The sequence below is a fragment of the Antribacter sp. NEAU-D49 genome, assembly GCF_057158775.1.
In genome coordinates, this window is the sequence record NZ_JBXTSN010000020.1 from 80,990 (window position 1) to 96,735 (window position 15,746).

Below are 15,746 nucleotides of genomic sequence, written 5' to 3' on the forward strand. Positions count from 1 at the left end.
CTGCCCTCGGCAGAGCGGCGCCCCCGGGGTGGTGGCGTCAGCGCGAGTCCTCCGGGCGGAGCTCGCCCGGCTCGAACAAGGGGAACGCGTTGAAGTGGACCTGCACCGGTCGGGCCCCGGGGTTGTCGGCCTCGCGCGTGAGGGGCTCCAGGTGCTCGCGGTGAAAGGCCTCCCAGGCCTCGATCACGCGGGTGAGCTGCTCCGGCGTGGCGCGGAGGTTGGCCGTCGAGAGCGTGCCGACGTCGTGCCACTCCTCCGGGAGCCGGTAGCCCGAGCGCAGCAGGGCCCAGATCTTGTCCTGCCGCGCACGCTCGAACTCCGCGTTGACCAGGTAGGCGGTCTCGCGGCCGGAGTGGTCCTCCGGGTCGCTGGGGTCGGAGATCGAGAACCGGCCCGGGGGCCGCTCCCACCAGCGCTCGCGCGCAGTGCCCTTGCCCTCCACCTCGCGGACGAAGCCGTGCTTCTCGAGCTGGCGCAGGTGGTAGCTGGTGGAGCCGCTCGACTCACCCAGGAGGTCGCCCAGGCCGCTCGCCGTGAGCGGGCCGTGGGTACCCAGAAGGTCGAGGATCTTGACGCGGAGGGGGTGGGCCAGGCCCTTCAGGGCGCCGGGTCCGAGCGCCTTGCGCACAGCGTCGTCGACGGCGGCGCCGATCTGGTCGCCCAGACCGGACAGGGACTCGGCGAGCCCGTCCACGCCCCCCTCTGCCGCGCCCGCGCGGGCCTCGGCGACGGTGTCCGCCACCTTCTCGCGGATGGCGTCGCCGAGGCGTCGCGCGGCTGGGCGGTCGTGGTCGGTGCTCATGGTGCTGACGTTACTCAGCGGAGCGACATCGGGTGGCGTGCGGCGGCGTTGTCCCGCGCCCGCTCCGTGTAGGCGGCACGCTCGCGCTCGTGGCGGGCCTGCTCGCGGTCGATGAAGCTGGTGGTGCGGCTGCCGGTGGTGCGGACAGCGGGGGCGAACCTGGTCATCGCGATCTCCTGGCGGTCCGGCCGGTGGCCCGGCCTGCTGGGTGGGTGTCGTTCTGCGGTACGACGACAACGCTACCCATGCAAAGGAGTCTTTGCAAGAGTTTCTTTGCAACAAGTTCTTTGGATGTGTGGCCCGGGGGAGTCAGGCGGTGGGAGGGCGGCGCCTCCAGTCGTCGAGGTCCCCGTTGAGCCGCTCCAGGAGGCCGGCGAGCTGGGTGCGCTCGGCCGCCGACCAGCCGGCCAGGATCTCCTCGAACCGTCGGCGGCGGCGTTCCCGCTCGCGCGCGAGGGCGTCGAGCCCTTGCGGCGTGGCGGCGACGACGACGGCGCGCCCGTCCTCCGGGTCCCGGCCGCGCCGGGCGAGGCCGGTCCGCTCGAGAGCGGCCACCTGTCGCGTGACGGTCGACCCGTCCAGCCCTTGGTGCTCTGCCAGGACGCTGATGCCCAGCGGACCGGCCTCCTCGAGCAGCAGGAGCAGCAGATAGCTCGACCGGTCGAGGGCCGGGCTGTCGGCGCCTCCGCCGGCCGCGGCCCGGAGCCGGTCGGCACGCCGTTGCAGGAGAGCGACCTGGAGCTCGACGCGCTCTACCGCGTCGTCGGGGGCGGAGTCGTCGTCGGCGCTCCGGCCGGTGGTCGTCATGGGTGCAGGGTACAGACGAACTACCTGCGGGATGCATGAATATCGGTGCCCCGCTCGGCGGACCGCCACTGCGCGGGCGTGGTGCCGTGCTCGCGCCGGAACGTGCGTGCGAAGTAGCCCGCGTCGCGAAACCCCGAGCGCGTCCCCACCGCGGCCACGGTGAGGTCGGTGCCGGCGAGCAGGCGCCGCGCCTCGGCCATCCGCCGTTCGGTGATCCACTGCTGCACCGTGCGTCCGGTCTTGCGGCGCACCACCGTCGTGAGGTGGGCGGGGGTGAGGGCGACAGCGGCGGCGACGTCACGCAGCGAGACCGGCTCCGCGTACCGGGACTCGATGAGGTCGAACACGTCGGCGAGCAGCGGCTCGTCGCGCCACCGCAGCCCGCCCGCCACGTCCGCCGCGATCCGGGCCACGTCCACCAGCAGGAGCGTGAGGTGCGCGAGGGCCGCCTCGGCATAGCCGTCCGCTCGCTCGTCGAGCTCACGCTCGATCGCGTCGAAGTACCCGGCGAAGCGGGCCCGGTCCGCCGCGGGGACGGGGAGCCGCTGCGCACCCTCGCCCTGGCCCCGCGCGAAGGGGAGCAGCAGCGGGTGGCCACGCCACGAGCGCAGGGCTCCCGGCTCGATCGCGTCCGGCGGGAAGAAGACGGTCCGGACGTCGGGGTGCGGGCCGCCCGCGTCGTCGCCGACGTCGACCACCTCCCCGGGCGCGATGAGGAACAGGTCGCCGGTCTCCAAGGGGCGGTCCCGGCCGTCGATCCGCAGGGTGCCGAGGCCGGACGCCACCATCCCGACCACGAGGAAGTCGTGCGCGTGCGGCAGCGGGCGCGGGAGGTGACGGGGGTCGCCCACCCGGTTCGCGCGCACCGGGGGCGTCCCTGGTGACCGCGGGTAGCCGTGCACCGGGACGGCACCCTCACGCCGGCTCACCGGATCGAAAGATCGTCCCGCTCCGCCGGAGGATCGGTCCTTGGCGCCAGAAGGCGCACCGTCGATGCTGGGAGCAGGCACGCAAAGATCATCACATCACGAAGGGCGGACCGCCATGAGCGAGCACACCGGGCACCACGACGACCATGCACCCGACCACGGGCACGCGCCGCACGGCGCCGCGAGCGACCACACCCACGGCCGGCACGGGTTCCTCCCGGCCATGGGCCACGACCGGCTGCTCCCGCTCTACGACGTCTTCACGCGGCTCGCCGGCGGCCGGGCGGCGCACCGGCAGCTCGCCGAGGCCGCGGCGGTCGCCCCGGGCGCTCACGTCCTCGAGATCGGCTGCGGCACCGGCAGCCTCGTGCTCCTGGTGGCGGGACGCGACCGGTCGGTGGCCGTCACGGGGCTCGACCCCGACCCGAAGGCGCTCGCGGTCGCGGCTCGGAAGGCGCGCCGCCGTCGGCTCGACGTGCGGTGGGACCAGGGGTTCGCGGGGGAGCTGCCCTACCCGGACGCCAGCCAGGACCGGGTCCTGTCGTCGATGATGTTCCACCACCTCGACGCCGACGAGAAGGTCCGGGCCCTGCGCGAGGCCTGGCGGGTTCTCCGCCCCGGCGGCGAGCTGCACCTTCTTGACGTCGTCGCCGACGCCACCCGCGGGCCGCTCGCCGAGATGGCCGCCGGCAACGCGGGGGAGCGGATCCCCGACGCGATGCGCGAGGCAGGGTTCACCGGCGTGGCCCGCACCGGGACGGTGCGGCTGCGGCTCGGGATCGGCCAGTGCGCCACGTTCCGCGGGACGCGCTGACGGCGGCCGGCCCGTCAGCCGCGCGCCCGCCGCCGCGCCGCGTCCAGCAGGGCCGTCACCCCGCGGGTCAGCGCGGCCAGGTCGTCCAGGTCGAGCAGCGCGAACATCTCGGGATCGGTGTCGTCCTCGAAGGCCACCAGCCGCCGGATCGCGGCGGCGCCCTTCTCGGTGCTGCGTAGGAGACGGACGCGGCCGTCGTGCGGGTCGGTGCGGCGCTCGGCCATACCGGCGGCCACCAGCCGGTCCACGATCCCCGAGACGGTGGCGGCGGAGACCCCGAGCACCTCCGCGAGCCGCTGGGACGTGGTCTCGCCGTCCACCTGGACGATCGCGAGGGCGCGCAGCTGCTGCACCGTCAGCTCGGTCTCGAGCAGCGGCCGCAGGCGTGTCTCGAAGAAGAGGTCGCCGAGCTGTCGCTGCGCCGCGGTCAGCTCCTCGACGAGCTGTTCGCGCCTGGGGTCGGTCATCCGGTGACTGTAACGGGAACCCTCCGGGGATGCTTCGCGTTAGGCTAACTATCGCGCCGAGGACGTCGTGCCCGGCACCCCCTACCTGGAGGAACTGTGTTCCGTCTTGCCCGGATATCGCTCGCGAACCGCGCGGTGGTCGCGCTCGCGACGATCGCGATCGCCGTCTTCGGCGTCCTGAGCATGGGATCCCTGAAGCAGGAGCTCATCCCGTCCTTGTCGCTGCCCACCGCGGCCGTCGTCGCCGTCTACCCCGGCGCGGCGCCCGAGATCGTGGCCGACCAGGTGTCCGAGCCGGTCGAGAGCGCCGTGAAGGCGGTCGACGGCGTGACCGGCGTCAGCTCCACGGCGTCCACGAGCATGTCGGTCACCACCGTCGAGCTCGACTTCGGCACCGACCTCGACGACGCGACGCAGGCGCTCGAGAGCGCCGCCCGGGACGCCGCCGGCCTCCCGGAGGGCGTGGAGCCCCAGGTCATCGCAGGGTCGATCGACGACTTCCCGGTGGTCCAGCTCGCAGTCTCCGCCGACGGCGCGTCCGACGAGGAGCTCGCGGAGATCGTCACCTCGACGATCGTGCCCGCGTTCGAGCAGGTCGACGACGTGCGCAGCGTCGAGGTCACGGGCATCGCCGAGCAGCAGGTCGTGATCGACCTCGACGAGGCGAAGCTCGCGGCGTCCGGCATGTCCGCCGCCCAGCTCACGTCCCTGCTGCAGAGCAACGGCATGATCATCCCCGCGGGCACGGTCACCTCGGGCGAGCAGACGCTCAGCGTCCAGGTGGGCTCCCGGATCTCGTCGGTCGAGGAACTGGCCGCGCTCCCGCTCGTCGCCTCCCCGTCCGCCGCCGGCGGAACCGCCTCCGCCGGTGCCTCCGCCGCGGCGGGAGCCGCAGCCGGCCCCGTGCCGGGGGCGACCGGCGCACCCGCGGCGAGCCCCGCCGTCGTCCACCTGGGCGACGTCGCGACGGTGACCGCCGCGCCCGTGCCCGCCACCTCGTACTCGCGGCTCGACGGCGAGGCCTCGCTGGCCGTGTCCATCACGAAGACCCCGCAGGGCAACACCGTCGACGTCTCGCACGGCGTGCAGGCCGCGCTGGACGGGCTCGCGGACGACCTCGACGCGCAGGACGTGAACGTCGGCGTGGTCTTCGACCAGGCGCCGTTCATCGAGGAGTCCATCGAGGGCCTGGCGACGGAGGGCGGGCTGGGCCTGCTCTTCGCCGTCGTCGTGATCCTGCTGTTCCTCGCGTCGATGAGCTCCACGCTCGTGTCGGCGATCTCGATCCCGCTGTCGCTCGCCGTGACCTTCCTGGTCATGAACCTGACCGGCTACACGCTCAACATCCTCACGCTGGCCGCGATGACGATCGCCATCGGACGCGTGGTCGACGACTCGATCGTGGTGATCGAGAACATCAAGCGTCACCTGTCGTACGGCGAGGACAAGATCGCCGCGATCGTGACCGCCGTCCGCGAGGTGGGTGGCGCCATCACCGCCTCGACGATCTGCACGGTCGCGGTGTTCGCCCCGATCGCGCTGGTCGGCGGCATGGTCGGCGAGCTGTTCCGCCCGTTCAGCGTGACGGTCGCGATCGCGATGCTCGCGTCGCTCGTGGTCGCCATCCTCGTGGTGCCGGTGCTGGCGTACTGGTTCCTGAAGTCCCCGGCGGTGGGCGCCGACGGCGGGCACGCCCTGCGCGAGGCCGCGGAGGCCAAGGAGCGTCGCGGGATCTGGCAGCGCGCCTACGTGCCCTCGCTGGACGCGGCCCTGCGTCGCCCTGTGGTGACGCTGGGCGTCGCCGTGCTCGTGCTGGGCGGCACCCTGGCGCTCGTGCCCAGCATGAAGACCAACTTCATCGGCGACTCCGGCCAGGACACCGTCTCCGTCACGCAGACCTTCGAGGCGGGCACGGCGCTCGCCGAGCAGGACGAGGCCGCCCGCGAGGTCGAGGACGTCCTGGCCGGGATCGACAGCGTCGAGTCCGTGCAGACCACCGTGGGATCCGCGGGTGGAGCGGCCGCCGCGTTCGGCGGGGGCGGGGGCGCGCCGAGCGCGTCGTTCGCGATCACCCTGGACGAGGAGGCCGACGGCGTCGCCGCGCAGGACGAGATCCGCGACGCGCTCGACGGCGCCGACCTGACGGGCGACGTCGTGCTCGCCGCGGGCGGCAGCGGGTTCGGCAGCACCACGGTCGACCTGGTCGTCACCGCGCCCGACACGGAGACGCTGACCGAGGCCGCCACCGAGGTGTACGACGCCGTCCTGCCGCTCGCCGAGGGCGACGACGCGATCGCCACCGAGGTGACGAACAACCTCGCCGCCCAGCAGACCACCGTGCAGGTCACGGTGGACCGCGACGCCGCCGCGGCGGCGGGCCTCACGGAGGTCGCGATCTCCGGCACCGTCGCCTCGATCATGAGCCCGCAGCCGATCGGGACGGTCGACCTGGGCGACGGCCCGGTGGACGTGACCATCGCGTCCACCTCGCCGGCCACCGTGGACGAGCTGAAGGCGCTCGTGATCCCCACGGCCACCGGGCTGGTGCCCCTCACGGAGCTGGCGTCGGTCGAGGAGGTCGGCTCGCCGTCGTCGGTCACGCGCCTGGACGGCGAGCGGTCCGCGACGGTCGCCGTGACGCCCGCCGGGCAGGACCTGAGCATCGTCACCGCCGAGCTGACCACGCTCGTGGACGGGCTCGACCTGCCGGCCGGCGCCCACGTCGAGCTCGGCGGCGTGGCCACCGACCAGGCGGACGCGTTCGCCGACCTGGGCCTCGCCCTGCTCGCCGCCATCGCGATCGTCTACCTCGTGATGGTCGCCACCTTCCGGTCCATCAGCCAGCCGCTGATCCTCCTGGTGTCGGTGCCGTTCGCGGCGACCGGCGCGCTGGTGGCGCTCCTCGTCACGGACACCCCGCTGGGGGTGCCGGCGCTGATCGGCGTCCTGATGCTGGTCGGCATCGTGGTGTCGAACGCCATCGTGCTCATCGACCTCGTCAACCAGTACCGGGCTGACGGCCGGTCCATCGACGAGGCCGTCCGTGAGGGCTCGCGCCAGCGCCTGCGGCCCATCGTCATGACGGCCGCTGCCACGATCTTCGCGCTGGTGCCCATGGCACTCGGGATCACCGGCGGCGGCGCGTTCATCTCGCAGCCGCTGGCCCTCGTGGTCATCGGCGGGCTCGTGTCGTCCACGCTGCTCACGCTCTACGTGGTGCCGGTCATCTACACGCTGGCGGAGCGGGGCGGCGAGCGGCGTCGCGACCGGCGGGCGGCACGGGCGGCGGCCCGCACGGCCACGGCCGGCGCACCGGGAACAGCGGAGCCGGCCACCGTCTGACCCCCTGTTCGTTGTGGGCATGGCTGTGGCGGGAATCGGACCGGAATTCCCGCCACAGCCATGCCCACAACGAACCGGGGGTGGGGTCAGCGGAGCACCCCCGCCACCCCCACCACCCGCTCGTGCACCTCGGCCATGCCGGGGTTGGCCCGGCGGGGGTCGTCCGGGTCGCGCCCGGCCAGCACGGCGTCGAGGTACCGCCGGTCGGCGTCGAGCCGCTCCACCGGGCTGTACGACGGCGTCCCGTGGCCGGGCACCAGCACCGCGGCGGTCCCGACGTAGGGCCGGAGCCGGTCGAGGGCCTCGACGTACGCGGGCAGGTCGTCGGGGTCGAGGGGGAGCGGGAGCTCCTCGTCGCTGAGCATGTCCCCGGCGAGTAGCACCCGCGGTCCCGGCAGCCACAACGCGCTGTGTCCCGGGGCGTGGCCGTCGTGCACCACGACCTCTGTCCCGGGCAGCGCGCCCGTGGGGTCGGGCAGGCCCGCGGACGGGGCCGGTACCTCGGTGACGTGCGCGAACAGGTCCAGGACGTCGTCCGGGTAGGGGCGCGCGACCGACGCCTCGGACCCGGTCCGGCCGAGAAGCCTGTCCCTGAGCTCCTCACCGTGCTCCCGGACCATCCGTACCGTCCCCGCCGACGCCCACCGCGGCACGTCCCCGTACCGCGGGTGCCAGAGCAGGTGGTCGTAGTGGGCGTGGGTGGCGAAGCCGGCCGCCACCTGCGTGCCCAGGGCGTCGAGCTCGTCGGCGATGGCCTCGAGCTCGTCCGCGTCCCAGGACGGGTCGACGAGCAGCCCGGCGCCGTCGCGGCCGAGGGCCAGCGTCGTGGTCGTCGACATGCGCCGGCCGGTGCGGACGAGGACGCCGTCGGCCACGGGGGTGAAGGTCATGCCCGAACCGTAGACGCTGCGCCTACACCCCCGCGAGGAGCGCGAGCCGCTCCCAGGAGCGGTGCATCCCGAGCTCCTCCCGCAGCGCGTCGACGACGTCGCCGGCCCCGTCGTCGGTGAGGACGCCCGGTGCGGCGGTGTCCACGCCCGCCGCGCGGAGCACGTCTGCCCCGTCGCCCAGCCCCACCAGCGCCTTGCCGTGCCGGAAGGCCTCCTGCAGCAGCACGACGGTGCGGGGGTCGGTGGCGACCGCGGTTCCGGCGACGCCCGGGGCGACCACGACGGCGTCGTACTCCACGGAGCGCGTGGTCAGGAGGGTGCGGTCCACCACCTCCGACCTCGTCCTCGACAGCGGGCCGCCGGACCCGGCCGCGACCTCGCCGCCGTGGTCGGAGACCACCCGTACCACCACCTGGTCGTCCGCGTACGCCGCCCGGAGCTCGGCGACCGGACCGAGGTCCCCGCCGTCGGCCACCAGCACGCCCACGACGCGCCCGTCCACGCGGCCGGGTGCCGCGGGTACCTGGGACAGTGCCGGCGACGGGGTGACCCCCTGCGGTACCTCGCCGTCGGGCGCAGGCAGGCCCAGCCCTGCTGCGACGCGGGCGCACAGGTCCGCGTCGACGCGGGCGAGCGAGGCGAGCACCCGCTCCTTGACCTCCTGTCGCAGGCACTTGCCCAGCTCGAACGTGAACGCCTCCACCTCGTGCGCCTGCTCCACGGGCGTGAGCGACAGCCAGAACATGCGTGCCTGGCTGAAGTGGTCGGTGAACGACACCGGGTGGTGCCGGCCCTTCTCGCCCGAGACGGGCGTGGGGGGCGTGACGAACGCATCCTCCAGGCCAGTCCGGGGCTGGTCGTCGTCGAGGTGGTTCGGCTTGTACGTGACGACCCCCGAGTGCACCGCCGTCTGGTGCATGCCGTCGCGCAGCAGGTCGTTCACCGCGGCGCGCGGCCGGTTGACCGGCAGCTGCGCGAAGTTGGGCCCGCCCAGCCGGGTGAGCTGCGTGTCGAGGTACGAGAAGAGCCGCCCCTGCAGCAGCGGGTCGTTGGTGACGTGGATGCCGGGCACCAGGTGGTCCACGTGGAACGCCACCTGCTCCGTCTCGGCGAAGAAGTTCTCGGGGTTCTCGGTCAGCGTCAGCAGCCCGACGGCCTGCACGGGGCAGAGCTCCTCCGGCACGATCTTGGTGGGGTCGAGCAGGTCGATCCCCTCGAAGGTCTCCTCCGCCGTGTCGGGCATGATCTGGAGCCCGAGCTCCCACTGGGGGTAGGCGCCGGCAGCGATCGCGTCGGCCAGGTCGCGGCGGTGGAAGTCCGGGTCGGCGCCCTGGGTGATCTGCGCCTCCTCCCAGAGCTGGGAGTGCACCCCGAGCACCGGCTTCCAGTGGAACTTGACGAGCGACGTGACGCCGTCCGCGGCCTCGAGCCGGAACGTGTGGACGCCGAAGCCCTCCATGGTGCGGTAGCTGCGAGGGATGCCGCGGTCGGACATCGCCCACATCGCCATGTGCGTGGACTCGGTGTGCGACCCGATGAAGTCCCAGAACGTGTCGTGCGCGCTCTGGGCCTGGGGGATCTCCCGGTCGGGCTCGGGCTTGCCCGCGTGGATGATGTCCGGGAACTTCACGGCGTCCTGGATGAAGAACACCGGGAAGTCGTTGCCCACCAGGTCGAACGTGCCTTCGCGGGTGTGGAACTTGGTCGCGAAGCCGCGCACGTCGCGCACCGTGTCGGCGGACCCGCGGGAGCCGAGCACCGTGGAGAAGCGCACGAAGACCTCGGTCTCCTCGTCGGGCGTCGCGAGGAACGCGGCCTTCGTGACGGCCGCGGCGTTCCCATAGGCGCGGAAGACGCCGTGCGCCCCGGCGCCGCGTGCGTGCACCACCCGCTCGGGGATGCGCTCGTGGTCGAAGTGGGTGATCTTCTCGCGCAGGTGATGGTCTTCGAGCAGCACCGGGCCGCGGGGGCCGGCGGTGAGGGAGTGGTCCGTGTCGTCCACCCGGGCGCCCTGGGCCGTGGTGAGGCGGTCGCCCTCCTGGGCGCGGAGCTCCGGTGTGTGGTCGAGGTGGCGGTCGGTCTTCCGGTCGCGCGCCATGATGTCGCCCTCCGGTCGGCGGTCGGGCCCGGCCTGCTTCAGGTCCCGTTCCACCATCGCCCAGGGCAACGGATGTCGCGACCCAAGCCGCCCGCCCGTCGCCGAGAGAGGCGTAGGCCTCTCTCGGCGACGGAAGAGGCTATGCGTCGCGCTTCCGGAGCGACACCGCGGCCGCCACGAGCAGCACCGCGGTGTACGCGCACAGCACGCCGAACCCGGTCCACGGTTCGAAGAGGGTGTCCGGGGTGACCTCGCGGCCCACGATCAGGCGTTCGCCAGCCCCGCTCGGCCACCACTTGTTGAGCTGCTCGATCCAGTCGATCCCGCTGATCTGCGCGATCGGCGCGATGATCGTCGGGATCAGGAAGAACACGGCCGCGACCAGCACGATCGCTCCGGCGGAGTGCCGCAGCAGCGTCCCCACGGCGAGGGCGAAGAGCGCCACGACGGTGACGTAGAGCGGCACGCCGACCAGCGCGCGGAGCTGCTGGTCGTCGCCCAGGTCGACGGACATCCCGCCGTCCAGGATCGGGTACGTGATGGCGTAGGCGATCGCCACCGAGATCGCGGAGACCACGAACGAGACGGTGGCGAGCACGAGCGCCTTGGCGGCCAGCGCGGTGATGCGGCCCGGGACGGCAGCAAAGGTGGAGCGGATCATCCCCGTCGAGAACTCACCGGTCATCGAGAGCGCGGCGAGCACCGCGAGGACGAGCGCCGCAAAGCTGTAGCCGGCCGTGACGAGGTCCGTCCCGCTCAGGCCGCCGCTCGCCTCGATGCCCGCCTGTGCCTCGGGGTCGCTGCTCACGAGCGCCGTGATGGCGGCGCTGAACGCGAGGGCGAAGCCCACCACCACCAGGACGGTGATCGCGAGGCTCCACCACGTGGAGCGCAGCGTCCACAGCTTCACCCACTCCGACGCCACGACCCGCGGGAAGGTCACGTTGCGCGCCAGGGTGCCGCTCGTGGTGCCCGACGTCGTCCGCTCGCCCTGGGCGTCAACGGTCGCGCTCATCGGTGGTCTCCTTCGGTGGGGGTGTTGCTCGGGGCGGACCCGGCGCTGACCGGGGCGTCGACGGGCGCGTCGTCGTTCGCGCCGCCGGCCGGGGCGCCGTCCGGTCCGACGGCCTCGGAGTGGTACTCGACGGCGTCCGCCGTCAGCGCCATGTAGGCCTCCTCCAGCGTGGAGGCCACGGGGGTGAGCTCGTGCAGGACGATGCGTGCGGCGGCGGCGAGCTCGCCGACGGCGGCCGCGTCCGGGCCGGTGACCTCGAGCAGGCTGGGCTCGACGGCGTCGACGGTCGCGCCGTCCCTGGTGAGCAGCTGGGCCAGGTCGGAGGCCTGCGGGGACCGGACGCGCACGATGCGGCGGGACGAGCCGTCGACGACGTCCTGGACCGGCGCGTCGGCGAGGATGCGCCCGCGCCCGATGACGATAACGTGGTCGGCGGTCAGCGCGACCTCGCTCATGAGGTGCGAGGACAGGAAGACCGTGCGCCCCTCCGACGCCAGGTACTTCGCCAGGTTGCGCACCCAGACGACACCCTCGGGGTCGAGACCGTTGACCGGCTCGTCCAGGATCAGCGTCTTGGGGTCGCCCAGGAGGGCCGCCGCGATGCCGAGCCGCTGGCCCATGCCGAGCGAGAAGCCGCCCACGCGCTTGCGCGCCACGGGCTGGAGGCCGGTCAGGTCGATCACCTCGTCCACGCGGCGCGTGGGGATCCCGTGGGTGAGCGCCATGGCGTGCAGGTGGTTGTAGGCGCTGCGGCCCGTGTGCACGGCCTTGGCGTCGAGCAGCGCGCCCACCTCGGAGAGGGGGCTGCGGTGCTGCCCGTACGGCTTGCCGTTGACGGTGACCCGGCCGGTGGTGGGCTTGTCGAGGCCCACGATCATCCGCATGGTGGTGGACTTGCCCGCGCCGTTGGGGCCCAGGAACCCTGTCACGCGGCCGGGTTCCACCGTGAACGAGACGCCGTCCACGGCGGTCTTGGGACCGTACCTCTTGCTCAGGTCTACGGCCTCGATCATGTCTTGGTCCCTTCCGGCTGTGACATTGTTCCTGATTCGTCCTCGTGGGAACTCCCGGGGGCTTGCCGGAGTTCCCTAGGATGGACCTCACGGACCAGGAGGAGCACGATGAGCAACCCCGTCTTTTCGAACAGCAGCATCTTTGGTGAGCCCAAGCGCACGGGCGCGCCCCGCGGCAACACCGCGACCCAGAACCCCTACGGCACCCCGGCCTACGGGACGCCGCCGCAGAACCCCACGGGCCAGTACGGCGCGATGGACGCCGCACAGCTCGACGCGATGTACAGCGCGCCGGCCGCCACCACTGCCGACACGCGTCGCATGACGTACGACGACGTGATCATCAAGACAGGCGGCCTGCTCGCCCTTCTCGTGGTGGTCGCGGCGGCGACGTTCACCTTCGCGCCGGGGCTGTGGATCATCGGCATGATCGGCGGGCTCGTGCTGGGCCTCGTGAACGCGTTCAAGAGGAACCCCAGCCCGTTCCTCATCATCGCCTACACGGTGTTCGAGGGCATTTTCGTCGGCGGCATCTCGTTCGTCTACAACGACATCGCCGCGGGTGCGGTCACCCAGGCGATCATCGGCACGCTCGTCACGTTCGCCGGTGCGCTGCTGCTGTTCCGCAGCGGCAAGGTGCGCGTGACGCCCAAGTTCACGCGCTGGCTGCTGATCGCGCTCGTGGGCTACGCCGCGTTCGCGCTGCTCAACATGGTGCTGACGTGGACCGGCGTGCTCGAGGGCTTCGGCCTGCGCTCCGGCCCGCTCGGCATCATCATCGGCATCGTCGCGATCGGCGTTGCCGCCGCCTCGCTGATCGTCGACTTCGACTCGATCCAGCGCGGCGTGCGCCAGGGCGTCCCGGCCAAGTTCGCCTGGTCGGCTGCCTTCGGCCTGCTTGTCACGCTGATCTGGCTGTACCTCGAGTTCCTGCGCCTCATCGCGATCTTCTCGAGCAGCGACTGACCGCAGTCCCGCTGAAGTCGTCAGGCCGTCCGGACGGACGGACTGTCTCGCGCCCTCCGGGGTGCCGAGGTGGTCACGTCGTCCGGGCGGCCTGACTGTTTCCTGTCGTCCCTCGGTCACGTGGCGACCGCGCAGGCTTCACCGGGTGTTCTCCCGGGCAGGGCAGCCTGCTGGTCTGCCTGCTGACGGAGGGGACCGTGCCACCACGTGCCGGTGAGGTGCGCACCCTGGCCGGGGTCGCCGCCGTGCTCCTCGGGGTCGCAGCCGTGCCCGTGCTGCTCGTGGTGTGGTCGGGTGCGGAGGCGCCCGCCGCGCCCGTTCACGTCGCCGCACCCGTGACCGAGGCTCCGGCGTCCGACGGCGTCCTGCCCGGCCCGCCGGGGAGCGGAGCCGGCCCGGCCGGGAGCGGCGGGGTGGGCAGTCCGTCCGGCAGCGAGTCCCCGCCCGGTGACGCGACCACGGGAGGTGACCCGTCCGGCGTCGGACCGGCACGCCTGGCCGCCGCTCCCGGCGTGGTGCGGGCCGACCCCGTCTGGGTGCAGCGGGTCGCGGCGGCGACCGGCGTGGACGCCCGCGCGCTCGCGGCGTACGCCACCGCGGACCTGACGGTGGAGCGCGAGCAGCCGGGCTGTGGCCTGGGCTGGAACACCCTTGCGGGCATCGGCGCGATCGAGTCGGGGCACGGTCGCTACGGCGGCGCCGTCCTCACGGCGGAGGGCCGGCCAGACCCGCCGATCGTGGGCGTGCCGCTCGACGGCGGCGAGGGGGTCGCCTCGATCCCCGACACCGACGGCGGCCGGCTCGACGGCGACGCGGTGTGGGACCGCGCCGTCGGCCCCCTGCAGTTCATCCCCTCCACCTGGGTGCGCTGGGGCGCCGACGCGGACGGTGACGGCGCCGCCGACCCGCACCAGGTCGACGACGCCGCGCTGGCCGCCGCCCGCTACCTCTGCGCGGACCACGACCTGCGCACGCCCGCGTCGTGGCGCGCCGCCGTCCTCACGTACAACCGTTCCGCGGAGTACGCCGACGACGTCGCCGCCCGGGCGAACCAGTATGCCGCCGCCGCACGGGCCGGCGTCGGCTGAGGGCCGAGGCCCGCGTCGCCGCGGCAACACCAGGCGGACTGTCCAGCATGCGGGATGATGAGGGCATGCGATATGCCGAGCACATCTCCGAGCTGGTAGGCGGCACCCCGCTCGTCCGGCTGACCACGGTGACCGAAGGCCTGTCGGCGACGATCCTCGCCAAGGTCGAGTACCTCAACCCCGGCGGCTCCGTGAAGGACCGCATCGCCCTGAAGATGATCGAGGCCGCGGAGGAGTCGGGCGCCCTGCGTCCGGGCGGCACCATCGTCGAGCCCACCAGCGGCAACACGGGCGTGGGCCTCGCCCTCGTGGCGCAGCGCAAGGGCTACGACTGCGTGTTCGTGTGCCCGGACAAGGTGAGTCAGGACAAGCGGGACGTGCTCGCGGCGTACGGCGCGCGGGTGGTCGTCACGCCCACGGCGGTGCCGCCGGACCACCCCGACTCGTACTACTCCGTGTCCGACCGGCTCGTCCGGGAGATCCCCGGCGCCTGGAAGCCCGACCAGTACTCCAACCCGAACGGCCCGGCGTCGCACTACGAGTCCACCGGCCCGGAGATCTGGGCCGACACCGACGGCAAGGTCACCCACTTCGTGGCCGGCGTGGGCACCGGCGGCACCATCACCGGCACGGGCCGCTACCTCCACGACGTGTCGGCCTCCCGCGCGGCGGCCGGCGGCGGACCGGTGCGCGTGGTCGGCGCCGACCCGGCGGGCTCCGTCTACTCGGGGGGCGACGGCCGCCCCTACCTGGTCGAGGGCGTGGGCGAGGACTTCTGGCCGACGGCGTACGACCCCCAGGTGCCTGACGAGATCATCGCGGTGTCCGACGCCGACTCGTTCGAGATGACCCGGCGCCTCGCCCGCGAGGAGGGGCTGCTCGTGGGCGGCTCGTGCGGCATGGCCGTGGTGGCTGCGCTGCGCCTCGCCCGTCGGCTCGAGGAGGAGGACCCCGAGGCGGCCGCGAAGGCGGTGATCGTGGTGCTGCTGCCCGACTCCGGCCGCGGGTACCTGTCCAAGATCTTCAACGACGCCTGGATGCGCTCGTACGGGTTCCTCGACGCCGAGGTGGGCGCCACGGCGGGCGACGTCCTCAAGGCGAAGTCCGGTGGGATGCCGCAGCTGGTGCACACGCACCCGAGCGAGACGGTCCGCGACGCCATCGAGATCCTGCACGAGTACTCGGTGTCGCAGATGCCGGTCGTGGTGGCCGAGCCGCCCGTCAAGATCGGCGAGGTGGCGGGCGCAGTGACCGAGCGGGCGCTGCTCGACGCCGTGTTCTCCGGCAAGGCGGGCCTGGCCGACCGGGTGGGCGACCACATGGAGGACCGCTTCCCGCTCGTCGGGGCGGGCGAAGGGCTCGACGCCGTGCGCGCAGCCCTGCAGGACTCGGACGCGGTGCTCGTGGTGGAGGACGGCAACCCGGCGGGCGTGCTGACCCGCCACGACCTCCTGGGCTACCTCGCCCACTGACACACGCCCCTCGTCGCTCGCTGTGGGTATGGCTGTGGCGACA

General features: G+C 73.1%; 14 protein-coding genes. 5 read left to right on the top strand and 9 right to left on the bottom strand.

The window, feature by feature from the left end:
• Positions 1-37: 37 nt before the first annotated feature.
• The 4 genes from AC060K_RS15745 to AC060K_RS15760 all read right to left on the bottom strand — a co-directional run bounded on the left by AC060K_RS15745 (position 38) and on the right by AC060K_RS15760 (position 2,538).
• Positions 38-802, bottom strand: a complete 765-nt coding sequence (locus AC060K_RS15745) for a helix-turn-helix domain-containing protein (RefSeq protein WP_483766350.1) — start codon at positions 800-802, stop codon at positions 38-40.
• A gap of 14 nt (positions 803-816) precedes the next feature.
• Positions 817-969, bottom strand: coding sequence for a hypothetical protein (locus tag AC060K_RS15750; protein WP_483766351.1), 153 nt, complete (start codon positions 967-969; stop codon positions 817-819).
• Positions 970-1,111: 142 nt separating this feature from the next.
• Entirely contained in the window at positions 1,112-1,609 is a 498-nt protein-coding gene (locus AC060K_RS15755) for a MarR family winged helix-turn-helix transcriptional regulator (protein ID WP_483766352.1), read from the bottom strand.
• 20 nt (positions 1,610-1,629) lie between these two features.
• Entirely contained in the window at positions 1,630-2,538 is a 909-nt protein-coding gene (locus AC060K_RS15760) for an AraC family transcriptional regulator (RefSeq protein WP_483766353.1), read from the bottom strand.
• A 115-nt stretch (positions 2,539-2,653) separates the two neighbouring features.
• Between AC060K_RS15760 and AC060K_RS15765 the strand changes: the two genes are divergently transcribed.
• Positions 2,654-3,352 carry a class I SAM-dependent methyltransferase gene (locus AC060K_RS15765; protein ID WP_483766354.1) on the top strand — a complete coding sequence of 233 codons (699 nt, stop codon included), beginning with the start codon at positions 2,654-2,656 and terminating at the stop codon, positions 3,350-3,352.
• A 14-nt stretch (positions 3,353-3,366) separates the two neighbouring features.
• Here the strand turns inward: AC060K_RS15765 and AC060K_RS15770 are convergent, their stop codons facing one another.
• Positions 3,367-3,819 (bottom strand): MarR family winged helix-turn-helix transcriptional regulator, encoded by a 453-nt coding sequence (locus AC060K_RS15770; RefSeq protein ID WP_483766355.1) that lies wholly within the window; start codon positions 3,817-3,819, stop codon positions 3,367-3,369.
• 96 nt (positions 3,820-3,915) lie between these two features.
• Here AC060K_RS15770 and AC060K_RS15775 point away from each other — a divergent pair, with 96 nt between their 5' ends.
• Positions 3,916-7,161, top strand: a complete 3,246-nt coding sequence (locus AC060K_RS15775) for an efflux RND transporter permease subunit (RefSeq protein ID WP_483766356.1) — start codon at positions 3,916-3,918, stop codon at positions 7,159-7,161.
• A gap of 86 nt (positions 7,162-7,247) precedes the next feature.
• On the opposite strand, the gene AC060K_RS15780 is transcribed toward AC060K_RS15775, so the two are convergent.
• The 4 genes from AC060K_RS15780 to AC060K_RS15795 form a co-directional block, all read right to left on the bottom strand.
• Complete coding sequence (locus tag AC060K_RS15780) at positions 7,248-8,051, bottom strand: MBL fold metallo-hydrolase (protein WP_483766357.1); 804 nt, start codon at positions 8,049-8,051, stop codon at positions 7,248-7,250.
• Positions 8,052-8,073: 22 nt separating this feature from the next.
• A complete protein-coding gene (locus AC060K_RS15785; RefSeq protein WP_483766363.1) occupies positions 8,074-10,149 on the bottom strand; it encodes a catalase in 2,076 nt (691 codons plus the stop codon).
• Positions 10,150-10,288: 139 nt separating this feature from the next.
• Complete coding sequence (locus tag AC060K_RS15790; RefSeq protein WP_483766358.1) at positions 10,289-11,164, bottom strand: ABC transporter permease; 876 nt, start codon at positions 11,162-11,164, stop codon at positions 10,289-10,291.
• Positions 11,161-12,177: an ABC transporter ATP-binding protein gene (locus tag AC060K_RS15795; RefSeq protein WP_483766359.1), complete on the bottom strand. Its 1,017-nt coding sequence runs from the start codon at positions 12,175-12,177 to the stop codon at positions 11,161-11,163. Before AC060K_RS15795 ends, AC060K_RS15790 begins: the two co-directional genes overlap by 4 nt.
• Before the next feature lie 108 nt (positions 12,178-12,285).
• On the opposite strand from AC060K_RS15795, the gene AC060K_RS15800 reads away from it, so the two are divergent.
• The 3 genes from AC060K_RS15800 (at position 12,286) to AC060K_RS15810 (ending at position 15,703) form a co-directional block, all read left to right on the top strand.
• A complete protein-coding gene (locus tag AC060K_RS15800; RefSeq protein ID WP_483766360.1) occupies positions 12,286-13,143 on the top strand; it encodes a Bax inhibitor-1/YccA family protein in 858 nt (285 codons plus the stop codon).
• Between the two features lie 197 nt (positions 13,144-13,340).
• A complete protein-coding gene (locus tag AC060K_RS15805) occupies positions 13,341-14,231 on the top strand; it encodes a lytic murein transglycosylase (RefSeq protein WP_483766361.1) in 891 nt (296 codons plus the stop codon).
• A gap of 65 nt (positions 14,232-14,296) precedes the next feature.
• The gene (locus AC060K_RS15810) at positions 14,297-15,703 is read left to right on the top strand and encodes a cystathionine beta-synthase (protein WP_483766362.1); all 1,407 of its coding nucleotides are present in this window, start codon (positions 14,297-14,299) and stop codon (positions 15,701-15,703) included.
• Positions 15,704-15,746 lie beyond the last annotated feature (43 nt).

Coding starts and splice junctions, on each gene's coding strand:
- AC060K_RS15745 (WP_483766350.1), bottom strand. CDS start 802: ATGAGCACCGACCACGACCGCCCAGCCGCGCGACGCCTCGGCGACGCC.
- AC060K_RS15750 (WP_483766351.1), bottom strand. CDS start 969: ATGACCAGGTTCGCCCCCGCTGTCCGCACCACCGGCAGCCGCACCACC.
- AC060K_RS15755 (WP_483766352.1), bottom strand. CDS start 1,609: ATGACGACCACCGGCCGGAGCGCCGACGACGACTCCGCCCCCGACGAC.
- AC060K_RS15765 (WP_483766354.1), top strand. CDS start 2,654: ATGAGCGAGCACACCGGGCACCACGACGACCATGCACCCGACCACGGG.
- AC060K_RS15770 (WP_483766355.1), bottom strand. CDS start 3,819: ATGACCGACCCCAGGCGCGAACAGCTCGTCGAGGAGCTGACCGCGGCG.
- AC060K_RS15780 (WP_483766357.1), bottom strand. CDS start 8,051: ATGACCTTCACCCCCGTGGCCGACGGCGTCCTCGTCCGCACCGGCCGG.
- AC060K_RS15785 (WP_483766363.1), bottom strand. CDS start 10,149: ATGGCGCGCGACCGGAAGACCGACCGCCACCTCGACCACACACCGGAG.
- AC060K_RS15790 (WP_483766358.1), bottom strand. CDS start 11,164: ATGAGCGCGACCGTTGACGCCCAGGGCGAGCGGACGACGTCGGGCACC.
- AC060K_RS15795 (WP_483766359.1), bottom strand. CDS start 12,177: ATGATCGAGGCCGTAGACCTGAGCAAGAGGTACGGTCCCAAGACCGCC.
- AC060K_RS15800 (WP_483766360.1), top strand. CDS start 12,286: ATGAGCAACCCCGTCTTTTCGAACAGCAGCATCTTTGGTGAGCCCAAG.
- AC060K_RS15810 (WP_483766362.1), top strand. CDS start 14,297: ATGCGATATGCCGAGCACATCTCCGAGCTGGTAGGCGGCACCCCGCTC.